General features: G+C 51.6%; 11 protein-coding genes and 4 pseudogenes. 7 read left to right on the top strand and 8 right to left on the bottom strand.

All coding sequences use genetic code 11. From position 1 onward, the window contains the following. Nucleotides 1-186 precede the first annotated feature (186 nt). Together KQP84_RS08080 and KQP84_RS08075 are read right to left on the bottom strand one after the other, a co-directional pair. Nucleotides 187-795: a DsrE family protein gene (locus KQP84_RS08080; RefSeq protein WP_215845898.1), complete on the bottom strand. Its 609-nt coding sequence runs from the start codon at nt 793-795 to the stop codon at nt 187-189. Nucleotides 796-815: 20 nt separating this feature from the next. Beyond that, on the bottom strand, nt 816-1,421 hold the full coding sequence (locus KQP84_RS08075) for a DsrE family protein (protein WP_215845896.1): 606 nt from the start codon (nt 1,419-1,421) through the stop codon (nt 816-818). A 753-nt stretch (nt 1,422-2,174) separates the two neighbouring features. Here KQP84_RS08075 and bepA point away from each other — a divergent pair. Beyond that, entirely contained in the window at nt 2,175-3,638 is a 1,464-nt protein-coding gene (gene bepA, locus KQP84_RS08070) for a beta-barrel assembly-enhancing protease (protein ID WP_215845894.1), read from the top strand. Between the two features lie 5 nt (nt 3,639-3,643). Further along, on the top strand, nt 3,644-3,991 hold the full coding sequence (arsC, locus tag KQP84_RS08065; protein WP_215845892.1) for an arsenate reductase (glutaredoxin): 348 nt from the start codon (nt 3,644-3,646) through the stop codon (nt 3,989-3,991). A gap of 10 nt (nt 3,992-4,001) precedes the next feature. Here arsC and hda read toward each other — a convergent pair. From hda to upp, 3 genes and pseudogenes are all read right to left on the bottom strand, one after another. Next, nucleotides 4,002-4,702 (bottom strand): annotated as a pseudogene (gene hda / locus KQP84_RS08060) (DnaA inactivator Hda). A 93-nt stretch (nt 4,703-4,795) separates the two neighbouring features. Then, nucleotides 4,796-5,996, bottom strand: a pseudogene (gene uraA / locus KQP84_RS08055) (uracil permease). A 270-nt stretch (nt 5,997-6,266) separates the two neighbouring features. Then, nucleotides 6,267-6,893, bottom strand: coding sequence for a uracil phosphoribosyltransferase (gene upp, locus KQP84_RS08050; protein WP_215845890.1), 627 nt, complete (start codon nt 6,891-6,893; stop codon nt 6,267-6,269). Between the two features lie 227 nt (nt 6,894-7,120). Here upp and purM point away from each other — a divergent pair, with 227 nt between their 5' ends. Both purM and purN read left to right on the top strand, forming a co-directional pair. After that, entirely contained in the window at nt 7,121-8,161 is a 1,041-nt protein-coding gene (purM, locus tag KQP84_RS08045) for a phosphoribosylformylglycinamidine cyclo-ligase (protein WP_215845889.1), read from the top strand. Beyond that, nucleotides 8,158-8,796 (top strand): phosphoribosylglycinamide formyltransferase, encoded by a 639-nt coding sequence (purN, locus tag KQP84_RS08040; protein WP_215845887.1) that lies wholly within the window; start codon nt 8,158-8,160, stop codon nt 8,794-8,796. Before purM ends, purN begins: the two co-directional genes overlap by 4 nt. 39 nt (nt 8,797-8,835) lie before the next feature. On the opposite strand, the gene pstB is transcribed toward purN, so the two are convergent. From pstB to KQP84_RS08025, 3 genes and pseudogenes are all read right to left on the bottom strand, one after another. Beyond that, nucleotides 8,836-9,603: a phosphate ABC transporter ATP-binding protein PstB gene (gene pstB / locus KQP84_RS08035; protein WP_215845885.1), complete on the bottom strand. Its 768-nt coding sequence runs from the start codon at nt 9,601-9,603 to the stop codon at nt 8,836-8,838. A gap of 12 nt (nt 9,604-9,615) precedes the next feature. Then, nucleotides 9,616-11,249: pseudogene (pstA, locus tag KQP84_RS08030) on the bottom strand (phosphate ABC transporter permease PstA). Then, nucleotides 11,246-13,342 carry an ABC transporter permease subunit gene (locus tag KQP84_RS08025; RefSeq protein ID WP_215845883.1) on the bottom strand — a complete coding sequence of 699 codons (2,097 nt, stop codon included), beginning with the start codon at nt 13,340-13,342 and terminating at the stop codon, nt 11,246-11,248. Before KQP84_RS08025 ends, pstA begins: the two are co-directional and overlap by 4 nt. Nucleotides 13,343-13,492: 150 nt before the next feature. Here KQP84_RS08025 and ppk1 point away from each other — a divergent pair. From ppk1 to tehB, 3 genes and pseudogenes are all read left to right on the top strand, one after another. After that, a pseudogene (gene ppk1, locus KQP84_RS08020) lies at nt 13,493-15,552 on the top strand (polyphosphate kinase 1). Between the two features lie 5 nt (nt 15,553-15,557). Continuing rightward, nucleotides 15,558-17,081: an exopolyphosphatase gene (gene ppx, locus KQP84_RS08015; protein ID WP_215845882.1), complete on the top strand. Its 1,524-nt coding sequence runs from the start codon at nt 15,558-15,560 to the stop codon at nt 17,079-17,081. A gap of 41 nt (nt 17,082-17,122) precedes the next feature. Further along, the gene (tehB, locus tag KQP84_RS08010; protein WP_370661482.1) at nt 17,123-17,722 is read left to right on the top strand and encodes a tellurite resistance methyltransferase TehB; all 600 of its coding nucleotides are present in this window, start codon (nt 17,123-17,125) and stop codon (nt 17,720-17,722) included. Nucleotides 17,723-17,749: the final 27 nt, after the last annotated feature.

The following is a 17,749-nucleotide window of genomic DNA, read 5'->3' as shown; positions in this document are numbered from 1 at the left end:
CGGTGTCAGTGTACACCTTGAAACCCAATAAGAGCACGTCTAAGCCGGACGACGCAGCCCGAAAGCAAGGATTTTACTGGTGCTAATTGCCTGAAGCTCTTTTAGGGCAAAACATCAGAAGCGGGAAAATAAGGCGAGGAAAGCGTGAAAGGATGACAGCGGCAGTGACGCCGCTGTAGAGGAAAATTACAACATCAAGAAAGCGTAACCACTGTTTTGCAGGGTCGCAACGGTAGTCCCGCTGGAAATTGTATGCGTCACCATGGGGTCAATCCAGTCGCGCTGATAGTTGTGGAAAGCCACAGATTGATCGCAAATTGATACCTGAACACCGGCTTTTTTCAGTTCGCTGATCAGTTTGAGGTTTGGGTTATCTACGCCGTAGGTTTTGCGGAATTGATCATTGCTCAACGCCGCAGGAACCGCATCGCTGTTGATTGAGACGACAAATTTCAGTTGATCGAGCGGCACGCCCGCTGCGTAATAAAGATTGGTGACGCGCGCTACGCGTTCCAGACCGAGATTAGGCTGACGAATATCGCCTTCGCTGCGGTTGATCTGGAAAACAATTTTATTACTCAGGCCATCTACTGACCCAGGTTTAAAAGCTGGCGTGTCAACATAATGTATTTTTCCAAACCCCTCAATTGCCGGTGTGCTCCAAAAATCGGCAGGCTCAGATTTATTATCTGCAAATTTCCCGCTGACCTTATCCACTAATTCCGGTAATTGTAAAACATTGCCACCAATAAATCCGGCTACCGCTGCCACCACAATATACGCTGCTGGACGCATCGCTTACTCTCCTGTTTACTTTACATTTGTAGCCATGCATAACCCTGATTTTGCAGAGTCGACACCGTGGTTGGGCTGGAAAGTGCATGGACGACTGATTTATCAATCCAGTCATTAGGGTAATGGTGGAATGCCACCGATTGATCACAGACGGAAACCTTCACGCCAACTTTATTAAGTTCATTGATCAGTTTGATATTCGGATTATCAATGCCGTAAAACTGTTTGAAATGCGCGTTATCCAACATGGCAGGCGTTGCGTCGCCCGTTACTGATACCACAAACTTCAACTGGTCCGCGGGCACACCCGAGGCGATATAAAGATTAACGACGCGTGCGACGCGCTCCAGACCTAAATTAGGGTCGGTCATTGCGCCATCGCTACGCGTAATTTGGAATACGATTTTATTACTCAATCCTGCGACCGGTTTAAAGGCTGCATCCGCTTCGTAATGTATTTTACCGTAACCTTCTACCGCTGGCGTACTCCAGAAACCTTCAGGGTCGCTGGGTTGCGCCGTGAAATGCCGCATGACCTTTTCATAAATTACGCCACTTTGCGTAACGCCCGCGCCAATAGCACCACCAATAATGGCAATCAGCGCGTAAGATACAGCTGAACGCATAGATATCCTCTCATGCAAATAACGCGTTGCAGATTCATTTTTTGAATAGGGCTTATCTATATCACAGCACAATGAAAGTGAGCGCCCTCACGAAATGCGCAAAATCAAATTATAGTTTCCACTAAATATTATTATCAGCGACAATTAAACAAATTCCTGGATGGTACATCAACCCTTGCTTGTCTTATTCATGGCCCTTAATTTCCCACGCAAGCAAAGATAAACTGACCATCAATTAGCTTTTATACGACCAATTATTATTCCTGATAATTTCAAAAGTTGACGTTCACGATAAAAAACAGCAATACAACCTCAGTTAATTCTTTATCTTTTTGCGCTGTTTTTTCAGAGTAAACCTGGAAAAAAACATGCCACATTCAATTTTTTTGAGTAAATTTACATAACTTTAATTCGAAGCAATTTCGAAGCTGACGCTGTTACTTGGGCAAGAACGCATATTTAAACTTTTTTGTTAATTAGCGATAAGAATACACCGCAATAATTCTCTGTATTCCTGAATAGCGTTGCACAATATGGCAAGTGTTTAACTTTCGTTGACGTTAGCAAGACATTCAATTTTTTGCTGCAACTTAGCCCATTAGGTTAGCAAGGAGCGCGTGCTTTGGCAGAAAACCACATTTCTTTCTTACCGGGCTGTGGTTAAGATAGGCGCGAAGCGTGATTACCCCTTAAAAAAAGAACATTACCGCTGCGCACCTGTCCAATCTCAGGGCTTCTCTACAGGATTACATCATGTTGAACCGGTTAAAGAAAACGCTGCTCGCCGCGCTCATTCCCACTTTGATGCTGACCAGCCTGGCACCTGCCAGCGCCGATGTCAGTGATTCGTTGCCCGATATAGGCACGACTGCCGGATCGACCCTTTCCATTAATCAAGAATTACAGATGGGCGACTTCTACGTGCGCCAGCTTCGAGCCAGTGCACCGCTGATCAATGATCCTTTGCTTAACCAATATATTAATCAGCTCGGTCAGCGGCTGGTCGCACATGCAGATTCGGTAAAAACGCCGTTTCACTTTTTCCTGATTCAAAATGATGAACTCAACGCCTTCGCCTTTTTCGGCGGTAACGTGGTGCTGCATTCAGCGCTGTTTCGCTATACCGACAACGAGAGCCAGCTGGCTTCGGTGGTCGCGCATGAAATATCCCACGTCACCCAGCGCCATCTGGCGCGAGCTATGGAAGATCAAAAACGCAATGCGCCGCTAACCTGGGTTGGTGCGCTGGGATCGATTCTGTTAGCAATGGCGAACCCGCAAGCCGGAATGGCGGCGCTGACCGGTACGCTAGCAGGCACGCAACAAGGGATTATCAGTTTTACTCAGGGCAATGAGCAGGAAGCCGATCGCATTGGTATTCAGGTTTTACAACGCGCCGGATTCGATCCCCAGGCGATGCCTAATTTTCTGCAAAAGCTCGCCGATCAGACGCGTTTCTCCTCCAAACCGCCCGAAATTTTATTGACACACCCGCTGCCCGATAGCCGTCTCGCCGATGCACGCAACCGAGCTAATCAGATGCGTCCGGTCGTCGTGCAATCTACCGAAGACTTTTATATGGCCAAGGTACGTGCGCTGGGAATGTATGCCACGGGGCGCAATCAGCTGACCGACGAACTGCTCAGCCAATATGCTAATGGCAACGCACGCGAACAAATGGCCTCGCAATATGGGAAAGCGGTACAATTTTTACAGGCTAAAAGTTATGGCGATGCGAAAAAGATCATCGCGCCCTTGCTGGCGAAGCAGCCGAATAACGTCTGGTTTCTCGATATCATGTCAGATATCGAGATTGGGCTGAATCAGCCGCAGCAGGCGATAGCCTTACTCAACGGGGCCAGCGGCGCGAAAAACAGTCCGGTGGTACAGCTCAACCTTGCCAATGCCTACGTCGAAGCCAAACAACCCGCCAATGCCAGCCGCATCCTGAATCGCTATACCTGGGCGAATAAAGATGATCCCAATGGCTGGGATTTGCTGGCGCAGGCCTCTGCACAACAGGGTTTGAATGATGAAGAACTTTCGGCGCGTGCGGAAAGTCTGGCGCTTAACGGCCAGCTCGATCAAGCCATTTCTGCGTTGAGCCGTGCCAGCACCCAGGTTCCACTCGGTAGTCTGCAGCAAGCGCGTTATGATGCGCGCATTGACCAGTTACGTCAGCTGCAACAACGCTTTAAGCAGTATCAAAAAGGATAACGATAATGGTGACCATTTATCACAACCCGCGCTGTAGTAAGAGCCGCGAAACGCTGGCACTGCTCACAGCACGCGGCATTGAACCGGAAGTGGTACTTTATCTGGAGACCCCACCGGATCGTGAAATGCTGCAAATTTTGTTGAAAAAGCTCGGTATGACCAGCGCACGGCAGCTCATGCGCAATAAAGAAGATCTCTATAAAGCGCTGGCGCTCGGTGAGGCTGACAAAAGTGAAAGTGAGTTAATTAACGCGCTGGTGGCGAATCCCAGGCTTCTTGAGCGGCCAATTGTGATCAACGGCGAGCAGGCGCGGCTGGGTCGACCACCGGAAGCGGTGCTCGACATTCTTTAAAAACGGAGTGTTAAAGGCCGAGCGTCTCTTTAACGAAAGGAATGGTCAGCTTACGCTGTGCGCTGATGGAGGCGCGATCAAGCCGATCCAGCGTTTCAAACAGCGTTCGCATTTCACGATCGAGACGCTTGAGCAGGAAGCGTCCCACATCTTCCGGCAGTTCGAATCCACGCAGACCGGCGCGCAATTGCAGCGCTTGCAGCTTGTCTTCATCAGAAAGCGGCTGTAAACGGTAGATTTGTCCCCAATCGAGGCGCGAAGCCAGATCGGGTAAATGTAGATTGAGTTGTCGCGGTGGGCGATCGCCGGTGATCAATAAACGCGTATTACCGGTTTCAAGAATGCGGTTATAGAGATCAAAGATCGCCATTTCCCATTCAGCTTCACCTGCAATGCATTCGATATTATCGATACAGACCAGCGCCAGCTGTTCCATGCCGTCTAAGACTTCCGGTACAAACCAGGTGCGTTTATCCAGCGGAACGTAGCCAACCGCTTCACCACGCGCAGACATTTCAGCGCACGCGGCGTGCAGCAAATGACTGCGTCCTCCGCCTTCGCGTGACCAGAAATAGAGATAGCTGCCATGATGTTGAGTGAGAGCACCCTTTAACGCAGCAATCAGCGACGGGTTTTCCCTGGCCAGAAGCTGGCAAAGGTTTCGTCGTCAGGTAAATAAAGTGGCAATGATAATTGTGCCGGCGTGTTCAGAAGCACCTCAGCAAGCGAACAAGCTAAAAACCGGGGAAGTCTACCACAGTTTTTAAAAAGAGATGAATGAGGCTTCCCTGCCTCGCTTTGGTCTTAATGGCCGCTTTTTTCTTCGGCGTCCAGCACCACTTCTTCCGGTCGCAGTAGTGAGATGACGCGGAAAATCAACGCCAGCCCAACACCAACCAGCGTCGCTAATGCCATGCCTTTCAACTCAGCCGCGCCGATGTGCACTTTCGCGCCGCTCACGCCAATGATCAGAATCACCGAGGTGAGGATCAAGTTTTGCGCTTTGTTGTAATCCACTTTGGATTCGATCAACACGCGGATACCTGAAGCACCGATAACACCATAAAGCAGTAACGACACACCGCCCATTACCGGTACTGGCACTGCCTGAATCGCTGCCGCCAGTTTGCCAACGCATGAGAGCAAGATGGCAAAAATAGCTGCGCCGCCAATGACCCATGTGCTGTAAACACGCGTAATCGCCATCACGCCGATGTTTTCGCCATAAGTAGTGTTAGGCGTTGAACCAAAGAAGCCGGAAATCATGGTCGATAAACCGTTGGCGAACATTGAACGGTGTAAACCGGGATCGCGGATCAAATCCTTTTTCACGATATTCGCTGTCACTACCAAATGCCCAACGTGCTCAGCAATGACCACCAGCGCAGCCGGTAGAATTGTCAGCATCGCTACCCATTCGAATCGTGGGGTATAAAAGGTCGGCAACGCAAACCATGGCGCGTTGTAAACGCTGGTCCAGTCGACAATGCCCATAAAAGGAGAGCGCGTAGCCCACCAGCACACCCACCAGAATCGGGATAATGGCGAGAAAACCGCGAAACAGCACCGAACCAAAAACCGTGACGGCCAGCGTGACCAAGGAGATGATTACCGTCTTGCTGTCTGGCGAACTGCCTTCAGCAGGTAACAACCCCGCCATATTCGCCGCTACGCCCGCCAGCTCAAGGCCGATGACCGCAACAATAGCGCCCATGGCTGCGGGCGGAAACATCACATCGAGCCAGCCGGTTCCTGCTTTTTTGACGATCAACGCCACCAGGCAGAATAACAGGCCACACAGGATAAAACCGCCAAGCGCCACTTCATAACCCAACGGTAACAGCAGCAGCACCGGTGATATAAAAGCAAAGCTCGATCCTAAATAGGCGGGGATTTTACCTTTACAGATGAACAGATAAATCAGCGTGCCAATACCATTGAACAGCAACACCGTAGCCGGGTTGATGTGAAACAAAATAGGCACCAAAACCGTTGCGCCAAACATGGCGAACAGATGTTGCAGGCTGAGTGGAATAGTTTGCAGTAGCGGCGGTCGTTCGCTAACGCCAATGGCGCGACGTGTCATCAGTAATCCCCTGTCTCCTGTATACCGCGCATTGCCGTTGCGTTGGCTGCTCTCGCTCACCCGACCCACTTACTTAAGTAAGCTCATCGGTTTAAGATCGTTTGCCGCCTTGCTGCAGCGCGAGATATTTGGAGATGATGTTGTTTTATTTTTGCCAAAAAAAGCCGACTCTCTCGCCGGCTGCTTTCTTTATTTGGTTCCGAAAATCTTGTCTCCGGCATCGCCGAGTCCAGGAATGATGTATCCCTTTTCGTTTAATCCCTGATCGATAGACGCGGTGTACAGCTCAACATCAGGATGCGCTTTTTCCAGTGCGGCAATCCCTTCTGGTGCGGCGACTAAGACCAACACCTTGATGCTGCTACAGCCCGCTTTCTTTAACAGGTCGATGGTGGCAATCATCGAACCGCCGGTGGCGAGCATGGGATCAACCACCAGTGCCAGACGCTCTTCAATATTAGAAACCAGCTTCTGGAAATACGGCACTGGCTCCAGCGTCTCTTCATCACGGTAGACACCCACTACGCTGATACGCGCGCTTGGAACATGCTCCAGCACGCCTTCCATCATGCCGAGGCCGGCACGCAGAATTGGCACTACGGTAATTTTTTTACCTTTGATTTGATCGACTTGCACCGGGCCATTCCAGCCCTCAATGGTCACGCTTTCGGTTTCCAAATCTGCGGTGGCTTCGTAGGTCAGCAAGCTGCCTACTTCCGAGGCCAATTCGCGGAAACGCTTCGTGCTGATATCGTGCTCACGCATCAAGCCCAGTTTATGTTTGACCAGCGGGTGTTTGACTTCCACGATCTTCATTGGTGTTCTCCCGGAATGAGTTGAGCTAAAAAAATCGCGGGATTATACCGCCTTTTCTTGTTTGCGCCATATGCCCTTGCGCAAAGAGGAAAGTTTTACCGCAATAAAATAAGGATTGATTAAAATCGCATGGCGCGCAATCTGAGACTCGCAAACGTTTGCCTGCGCTGTTAGAATTGCCGCGCTTTATTTTAACCACCAACCGCAACTCGCGTGGGGACCTCGCAGTGACCGACAAGACCTCTCTCAGCTATAAAGACGCCGGTGTTGATATTGATGCTGGTAACGCTCTGGTTGACCGTATTAAAGGCGTAGTGAAAAAGACTCGTCGCCCGGAAGTAATGGGTGGATTGGGCGGTTTCGGTGCGCTTTGTGCGCTGCCGCAAAAATACCGTGAACCCGTGCTGGTCTCCGGCACCGATGGCGTAGGTACCAAGCTGCGTCTGGCGATGGATCTCAAGCGCCACGATGCTATCGGCATTGATCTGGTTGCAATGTGCGTTAATGATCTGATTGTGCAAGGCGCTGAGCCGCTGTTCTTCCTGGATTACTACGCGACCGGCAAGCTGGATGTGGAAACCGCATCTGCCGTGATCACCGGTATCGCTGAAGGCTGTCTGCAATCGGGTTGTGCGCTGGTTGGCGGTGAAACCGCTGAAATGCCAGGCATGTATCATGGAGAAGACTACGACGTTGCGGGTTTCTGCGTCGGCGTGGTTGAGAAGTCAGAAATTATTGACGGTAGCAAAGTGCAAGATGGCGATGTGCTGGTTGCGCTGGGCTCTAGCGGTCCGCACTCCAATGGTTACTCGCTGGTGCGCAAGATTCTTGAAGTCAGCAACACCGATCCGCTGGTTGAACAGCTGGATGGCAAACCGCTGGCTGACCACCTGCTCGAACCGACCCGCATCTACGTGAAAAATATCCTCAGCCTGATCGAGCAGATTGACGTGCATGCTATCTGTCACCTGACCGGTGGCGGCTTCTGGGAAAACATTCCTCGCGTGTTGCCTGACAATACGCAAGCGGTGATTGACGAGAAGAGCTGGCAGTGGCCTTCTGTGTTCACCTGGATGCAGCAAGCGGGTAACGTTAGCCGTCACGAAATGTACCGCACCTTTAACTGCGGTGTGGGCATGCTGATTGCGCTGAGCCCAGCTGATGCTGACAAAGCGGTTGAACTGATGAGCGCAGCCGGTGAGAAAGCGTGGAAAATCGGTGTGATTAACGCCTCTGACTCTGAAGAGCGTGTGGTTATTAACGCATGAAAAAACTGGTTGTGCTGATTTCCGGTAACGGAAGTAATCTTCAGTCCCTCCTTGACGCCTGCGCAAGCGGGCGTGTTCACGGCAGTGTCGCTGCCGTGTTCAGTAATAAAGCCTCTGCCTTTGGTTTAGTACGGGCTAAAGAAGCCGGCGTGCCGACACATGCGTTAGCCGCCAGCGACTTCGCCGATCGTGAAGCTTTTGATCGCCAGCTGATGACAGAGATCGATGCTTACGCACCCGATCTGGTGGTGTTAGCCGGCTACATGCGTATTTTAAGCAGCGCTTTTGTGGCGCGTTATCACGATCGCCTGCTGAACATTCACCCTTCCCTTCTGCCGAAATATCCCGGCCTGCATACGCATCGTCAGGCGCTGGAAAATGGTGATGCCGAGCACGGTACGTCAGTGCATTTCGTTACTGATGAACTGGATGGCGGCCCGGTTATTTTGCAAGCCAAAGTGCCAGTGTTTGCTGAAGACAGTGAGCAAGAGATTACGCAACGCGTTCAGCATCAGGAACACGCCATTTATCCGCTGGTGATTAACTGGTTTATCGAAGGACGATTGACGATGCGCGACGGAAAAGCCTGGCTGGATGGCGAACAGCTTCCGCCACAAGGGCACGCCCACGAATGATTTTCCAAGGAGAAGCCCAGGCTTCTCCTTTTGGTTTCCTCAACCGTAGCGCCCGGTAATGTAATCTTCCGTGCGACGCTCTTTCGGCGTAGTGAAAATCCGATCGGTTTCATCAAACTCTACTAATGCGCCGTTGTGCATAAAGGCTGTGTAATCAGATACGCGCGAAGCCTGCTGCATGTTGTGTGTCACCAGAACCAGCGTGAAGTGCTGCTTTAGCGTGGTCATCAGCTCTTCAATCACCAACGTGGAGATCGGGTCCAGCGCGGAAGTCGGTTCATCCAGCAACAACACTTCTGGCTCGATAGCAATCGCCCGGGCAATCACCAATCGCTGCTGCTGGCCGGTAGAAAGCTTTAGCGCATTTTGGCCCAGCTGATCTTTCACTTCACTCCACAGTGCCGCCGCTCGCAGCGCGCGTTCGCAGGCTTCATTCAACACGCGCTTATCGCGCACGCCCTGCAAGCGCAAGCCATACACCACGTTTTCATAGATCGATTTAGGGAAAGGATTAGGCCGCTGAAACACCATGCCGACCCGCCGGCGCAAGGCAGAAAGATCCTGGTTAGCATTCATAATCGCCCATTGGTCGAGCAAGATTTCGCCCTCAATTCGGCAGTTATCGATCACATCATTCATGCGGTTGAAGCAGCGCAGCAGCGTTGATTTACCGCAGCCAGAGGGACCAATCAGCGCGGTGATGCGATTTTTAGGTACTTGCAGCGAGATATCTTGCAGCGCCTGGCGCTCGCCGTACCACAGCGAAAGATGGTTTACACGCAGCGCAATGTCAGTTTCGGGCGTCATAGTTATAGCCTGTTATTGAGTCATAAGGCGATAGCGCTCACGCAGACGGTGACGCAGGCCCATTGCCAGCAGATTGAGCGACAGAATGATCAGCACCAGCAGCAGTGCGGTAGCAAACACTACTGGCCGATCGGCTTCAATGTTTGGACTTTGAAACGCTAAATCGTAAATCTGAAAACCGAGGTGCATGAACTTGCGGTCAAGATGCAGATAGGGGAAAACAGCATCTACCGGCAGTTCAGGCACCATTTTTACGACGCCCACCAGCATCAGCGGTGCCGTTTCACCGGCAGCGCGCGCCACCGCTAAAATCAAACCGGTGAGCATTGCCGGAATCGCCATCGGCAAGACCACATGCCACAAGGTTTCGGCCTGCGAGGCACCCAATGCCAGCGAACCTTGGCGCAGGCTGTTTGGAATGCGCGACAAGCCCTCTTCGGTCGCGACGATCACCACCGGCAATGTCAGCAGCGCCAGCGTTAATGCTGCCCACAACAAACCTGGCGTACCAAAGGTTGGATTGGGTAATGCGTTACTGTAAAACAGCTGATCGAGCGTGCCGCCAACGCCCCAGACAAAGAAGCCGAGGCCGAATACGCCATAGACAATTGACGGCACACCCGCGAGATTCACCACCGCAATACGCACCAGACGCGTCAGCGCATTACGTCCGGCATATTCATGCAGCCAGACGGCAGCAACCACCCCGAACGGCATCACCACCACTGACATCAACAGCACCATTAATACCGTGCCAAAAATAGCGGGAAATGCGCCGGTTTCACTTTCGCCGTCTGCGGCTGAATCGCTGACAAAATGCCAGAGCTGTTGCACAAAATGCAGCAGCTTTTCATTAAGGTTGAGGGCATTGGGTGTCCATACGTCAACAATCTGCGTCAACGGAATCACATGATTATTGCCTTCCACATCACGCAGGATCAGCACATCGCGCTGACTTTCATGCTGCAATCTCCCCAGCGTCGCGCTGAGGTGGTCAAAGCGCCGCTGTAATGCCGCCTGATTAGCCTGGTATTCTGACTGCACCTGCATATCAAACTGATTAGCCTGTCGCTGGCGCTCAGCTTGTTCATCCAACATGTCTAATTGCTTGTTGAGCCGCGCCATATCGATGCGCCGAATCTGGTTTATCTCACGAATCATGGTATGAACCTGAGCCAAACGCTGACGCAGCAGCGCATGGATGTTCTGCGCAGTAAGCACTTCATTATCTTCACGCAGGCCAACTAACCAGCCGTAAGCATTGCCGTGGCTGCGGCGTTGCAATACCAAAATATCTTTAGGTCTGCTCACCTCAGCCGGTTCGCGGCTGTAGGCAACGCGAAAATCGGGCGCATCCCAATCGCGGTTACCGGTTTTTATCAGATAACGATTCACATGGCCTGCGCTATTGCCCTGCTCATCCGCGGGGGCCGGAAACTGCTTTTGATGTTCCACGGTTTCGCCCAGTAAGCGGCTTTCGCTGCCATCAGGCTGAGTGAAGGTGTAAAGATCCACAGGCTGCGGCCAAAAACGCGTGCGCCCTGCCATGCCAGCAAGGCAATCAGGAGCGCGAACGCCAACAGGCAAACCGTGACAGCGCCTGCGGTTAGCCAGCGCCAGCGGTTATTTTGTCTTATCGCCCTCATGCTTGTTCCTCATGCTGGCTGTAACGCTGACGCAAACGCTGGCGGATCAGCTCGGCGATGGTGTTAATCACTAAGGTAAAAATCAATAGCATCAACGCACTTAAAAACAGAATACGATAATGCGCGCTGCCCACCGCCGCTTCAGGCATTTCAATAGCAATATTGGCGGATAAGGCGCGCAGGCCGCTGAATAAGCCACCCTCGCTTTGCGGCGTATTACCCGTTGCCATCAGCAGAATCATGGTTTCGCCAACCGCACGCCCAAAGCCGATCATCAGCGCGGCAAAAATACCGGCTGAGGCACCCGGTAAGACCACGCGGGTTAAGGTTTGCCATGGCGTTGCGCCTAACGCTAGCGAGCCCTGCCCGAGCTGAGCGGGCACGCTGAACAACGCATCTTCGGCGAGTGTGAAGATCAGCGGCACCAGCGCAAAACCCATGGCTAATGCGGCGACCAGCAAATTGCGCTGCTCGTAATGCGGCATCCACTCGCCTGCATCACGCATCACCAGGGTCGGCAGCCACAGCGTCAGCAAGGTGACAAGCAGCAACAACGGCAGCAGCAGCAAGACTTCACGTCCCGGTTGACGCCAGCGCGCGGGTAGACGCGCGCTGAGCACGCCACACAGCAGCAGGCTGGCTGCTAAGGTAAGCGGCAGCAACAGTACGCCAATCAGCGCCTGGCTGATATGCGGAGCCAGCCATAAACCGGCAATCAACCCAATCACCACGCTTGGCAGCGCGCCCATCATCTCAATGGCGGGTTTAACCCAGCGGCGTAGACCCGGTGCCATAAACCAGGCGGTGTACATCGCAGCGGCTAAGGCCAGCGGTGTGGCAAACACCAACGCCAGGCTGGCTGCTTTTAAAGTACCAACTACCATCGGCATTATGCTGAACTTGGCTTGATAACTGTCGCCTGCGGCGGTGGATTGCCATACCCAATCAGCTTTCGGATAGTTTTCGTACCAAATTTTCTGCCAGAAACTCCGCCAGGTGACATCGGGCCAGGGATTATCCAGCTTAACGGTCTGCCAACTGCCTTTGCGTTCTATCAGTAAACTGTTGCCACTCGGCGAGAATTGCGCGTGCAGAATTCCGGGTTCAAGCTGACGCTGCAAAATGGGGCCATTCTGCTTGCTGGCAAACAGCTTCACCCTGCCCGTTTCTGAGTAGGTGGCGAATACACGGCGCTGAGATTCGGTAATGATCAGCGTGTTGCCTGCGCTGTGCTCAAAGGTGCGAATTTGATGCAGACGCGGGCCTTGTTCCCCCGCAATTGCAAACCATTGAGTAATTCCCGTTTCATCCTGAATCAGCAATGTTTTTCCGCCGGTTAATATGTGCAGGCTCTGCGGCACCTGCGACAGCGTTTGGGTTTCACGCAGCAGCGCTTGCTGATTATCCAGTTGCCAGACGCGCAGGACATTGCCTTCGCTGGTGTACAGCAGATCGCCTTGCGGCGAGAGAATAAATTGATCGACATGGGACAGCGGCAAATTGATGGCATTTGCCTGACGATCGGTGCCTAGCGTCAGGATGCTCAGCCCATTTTCGGTCAGGGCCGCAATACGCCATTGGCCTTGATTCAGCGACGCCAGCGACATTTTCTTTACCGCGCCCTGCGGCAGATGAAAGGGTTTATCACCCAGCGGGAAACGCCATTGCGCCTCGCCGCTTTGCATTGTCGGTTGCAGCAGCAATAAATCACCCTGCAGGTTGAGCAACAGTGTTTGCCGATCGGCGCTGGATACCACGTCACGCGGCGCAGGCGTCAATGTCAAAGCATGATCGGCGGGTTGCCCATTGAGCGGAATAAAACGGGCGGTGCCTGAAGTACTGATACGCCAACCATTGCTGCCATCATTACCTATCGCCAACGCAGGCGCACGATCCCATAACTGTTGCGTATTAGCCGGTTGCATGCTGGGCGCGCTGAACAGCGGCGTCACCACCCAAATCAGCCAAAAGAACAGCAGCAACATCAGCAACAGGATTGCGATGCCACAAGACGTGACCAGTCGCCGCGTTAAACGGTCGATCGCACGACGTCGGCGGTCGCTAAACTGGACGGGAATGTGGTTTACGCTCATGCGGTCCTAAATGCAGCGGAAAATAAGCCGCTATGTTGCCCGTAGCTGGTTGATAAGACAACTATTGACGTTGGACAAGCTTGCCATACTCTCGCCATAATGATGTTGGATACTGGATCTTCAGTCCTGCAACCGCGATACGGAGTAAGAATGGGTCAGGTAAAGCTATATATTGAAAAAGAATTAAGCTGGTTATCCTTCAATGAACGTGTCTTGCAGGAAGCAGCGGACAAAAGCAATCCACTGATCGAACGCATGCGGTTTTTGGGCATTTACTCCAACAATCTTGATGAATTCTATAAAGTGCGTTTCGCCGATCTCAAGCGCCGCATTCTTATTGGTGAAGAGCAAGGTTCCGCCAGCACGCCGCGTCATTTATTCAAAAAATCCAACAGCGAGTGCTTAAATCTGACCAAGAGTTTGATACGCTTTATAACGATCTGCTGCTGGAAATGGCACGTAATCAAATATTCCTGATCAATGAACGTCAGCTTTCACCGAATCAACAAGTCTGGCTGCGCCACTACTTCAAACACGAACTTCGCCAGCACATTTCCCCGATTTTAATTACCCATGAAACTGATCTGACCGAATTCCTTAAAGACGATTACACCTATTTGGCGGTTGAAATTATTCGTGGCGAAAACATTCGCTATGCGCTGTTAGAAATTCCATCAGATAAAGTACCGCGCTTCGTTAACTTGCCTGCTGAATCACCGCGCCGACGCAAGCCCATGATTCTTTTAGATAACATCCTGCGTTATTGCCTGGATGATATTTTCAAAGGCTTTTATGACTACGATGCGCTCAACGCCTATTCGATGAAGATGACGCGTGATGCGGAATATGATCTGGTGACAGAGATGGAATCCAGCTTGCTGGAACTGATGTCTTCAAGCCTGAAACAGCGTTTAACAGCAGAACCGGTGCGTTTCGTTTACCAGCGCGACATGCCCGATACCATGGTAGAACTGCTGTGTCATAAACTGTCGATTACCAACTTTGACTCCGTGCTACCGGGCGGTCGCTATCACAATTTCAAAGACTTCATCAGTTTCCCCAATGTCGGTAAAAACAATTTAGTCAACCGACCGTTGCCGCAAATTCGCCATATTGGCTTTGATGGATTCCGCAACGGCTTTGATGCGATTCGTAACCGCGATGTCCTGCTCTATTATCCGTATCACACCTTTGAGCATGTCCTGGAATTGCTGCGTCAGGCTTCGTTTGATCCCAGCGTGCTGGCGATAAAAATCAATATCTATCGCGTCGCAAAACACTCACGCATTATGGATGCGATGATTCACGCCGCTTATAACGGTAAAAAAGTCACGGTGGTGGTTGAGCTGCAGGCGCGTTTTGATGAAGAAGCCAACATCTACTGGGCAAAGCGCCTGACTGAAGCGGGTGTACATGTGATCTTCTCAGCGCCGGGCCTGAAAATCCACGCCAAGCTCTTCTTGATCTCGCGCCGTGAGGGTGAAGATATTGTGCGTTATGCGCACATCGGCACCGGCAACTTTAATGAGAAAACAGCCCGTCTTTATACTGATTATTCATTACTGACGGCAGATGCGCGCATCACGAATGAAGTGCGTCGCGTGTTTAACTTTATTGAGAATCCCTATCGTCCGGTGACGTTTGAGCATTTGATGGTTTCCCCGCAAAACTCACGTCGGATGTTGTATCAGTTGATCGATGAAGAGATCGCTAACGCGCAGCAAAAATTGCCGTCCGGCATTACTCTGAAAATTAATAATCTGGTGGACAAAGGACTGGTTGACCGGCTTTATACAGCGTCCAGCGTTGGGGTTAAAGTCAACTTGCTGGTGCGCGGAATGTGCTCGCTGATCCCTGATCTGCCCGGCATCAGCGAAAATATTCGCGTCACCAGTATTGTTGATCGTTACCTGGAACACGATCGCGTTTATATTTTTGAGAACAACGGCGATAAGAAAGTGTTTCTCTCTTCTGCGGACTGGATGACGCGTAACATCGATTACCGAATTGAAGTGGCGGTGGCGATTCTCGACCCGCAAATTAAGCAGCGCATCCTCGATATCATTGCTCTTCAGTTAAGTGATACGGTGAAAGCGCGCATTATTGATAAAGAATTAAGTAACCAATACGTTTCGCGCGGCAACCGTCGTAAAGTGCGCTCGCAGCTGGCGATCTATGATTACATCAAGAAACTGGAACAACCTGAATAAATCCTATGCCAATTTCCCAGAAGAGTACGCCTAAACCTCAAGAGTTTGCGGCGATTGACCTCGGTTCGAACAGTTTCCACATGGTTATTGCCCGTGTGGTTGATGGCGCTATGCAGGTGCTGGGCCGCCTGAAGCAGCGCGTGCATCTGGCTGACGGGCTTGACGCGAATAATCGTCTGAGCGAAGAGGCAATGGAGCGCGGCCTGAGCTGTCTGGCGCTGTTTGCTGAGCGTTTACAGGGCTTCAGAGCCAGCAATGTCACTATTGTCGGCACCCACACGCTGCGTCAGGCCGTCAATGCGGAAACCTTCTTGCAGCGCGCTGCGGACGTGATCCCTTATCCGATTGAAGTGATTTCCGGCCACGAAGAGGCGCGTCTGATTTTCATGGGCGTGGAACATACCCAGCCGGAAAAAGGCCGCAAGCTGGTGATAGACATCGGTGGTGGTTCAACAGAACTGGTGATCGGTGAAGATTTCGAACCGCAGTTAGTGGAAAGCCGCCGCATGGGTTGCGTCAGTTTTTCTCAACTCTATTTCCCTAAAGGGGAGATCAATCGCGACAATTTCCGCCGTGCGCGTTTAGCCGCGGCACAAAAGCTTGAAACGCTGGCGTGGCAATATCGCTTGCACGGTTGGCAGTATGCGCTGGGCGCATCTGGCACCATAAAAGCTGCCTGTGAAGTGCTGCAAGAGATGGGCGAGAAAGAGAAATTGATTACGCCTGAACGCCTTGAAATGCTTTATGACGAAGTCATGAAGCATAAATCTTTTGCAGCCTTGAGCCTGCCCGGTTTATCCGAAGAGCGTAAAAGCGTTTTCGTGCCGGGATTGGCGATTATTTGTGGTGTGTTTGATGCGCTGGCGATCCGCGAATTGCGCCTTTCTGATGGTGCGCTGCGTGAAGGCGTACTGTATGAAATGGAAGGACGCTTCCGTCACCAGGATATTCGCAGCCGCACAGCGCAAAGTCTGGCTAATCACTATGCAATAGATAGCGATCAAGCCCGTCGCGTACTGGAAACCACCGAGCAGCTTTATCTGCAATGGCGCGATCAGCATCCCAAGCTGGCTAATCCACAATTAGCTGCGCTGCTGAAATGGGCGGCAATGCTGCATGAAGTCGGGTTAACCATCAACCACAGCGGCTTACAGCGCCATTCGGCCTACATTCTGCAAAACACCAATATGCCGGGTTTTAATCAGGATCAACAAATGCTGCTTGCGGCGCTGGTAAGGTTTCATCGCAAAGCCGTCAAGGTGGATGAACTGCCACGGGTGACGCTGTTTAAGAAAAAGCAGTTTGTTCCGCTTATCTTTCTGCTGCGCCTGGGCACGCTGCTGAACAATCAGCGCCAGGCGACAACCCGCCCAGATTCACTCAAACTACGCTGTGATGACGGACACTGGACCTTAACCTTCCCGACGGGCTTCCTTAGCCAAAATAATCTGGTACAGCTCGATTTAGAGCGCGAACAGATTTACTGGAATGATGTAACCGGCTGGAAGCTGATTCTCGAAGAAGCCTGATGATGTGGGCGTTTAGCGCCCACAACACTGAAATAATGACTATGACGACATTAAAACAGAACATTTTTACTGAAAAATATGGCCTGACGCCAACCCACTCCGAAGTGCTGGAAGCCTTTCCTCAGCTCAAGGTGGGTAAAGCGTTGGATCTTGGCTGTGGCAATGGCCGCAACACGCTGTTTCTCAATCAGCAAGGCTTTGATGTCACCGCCTGGGATCATAATCCGCAGAGTCTGGCGCGCCTGAATAGCATCATCGCGGAAGAGGGTTTACAGGGGATTCATACCGAACAGCGCGATCTCAACAACACGCGTTTTAATGGCGGCTACGACTTTGTGCTGTCTACGGTGGTGATGATGTTTCTTCAACCAGAAACCATTCCGCAGTTGATCGCGGACATGCAGGCCAGCACGGTAAAATATGGCTTCAATCTGATTGTGGCAGCCATGAATACTGATGATACGCCCTGCCCGGCTGATTTTTCCTTTGCCTTTAAATCGGGTGAACTCAGCAATTATTACCGCAACTGGCACATTCTGAAGTACAACGAAAACCTCGGACAGTTGCATCGTACTGATGAAAATGGCAATCGCATTAACTGCCGTTTCGCTACGCTGCTGGCACAAAAAGCCAGCTACTGATTATTTTCGCTGTTTTTTTAGACAGCG

This window comes from Candidatus Pantoea bituminis (assembly GCF_018842675.1).
GTDB classification, from domain to species: domain Bacteria; phylum Pseudomonadota; class Gammaproteobacteria; order Enterobacterales; family Enterobacteriaceae; genus Pantoea; species Pantoea phytostimulans.
Note: the sequence above shows the minus strand (reverse complement) of the source record. Positions and strands in the feature narration are given on the sequence as shown.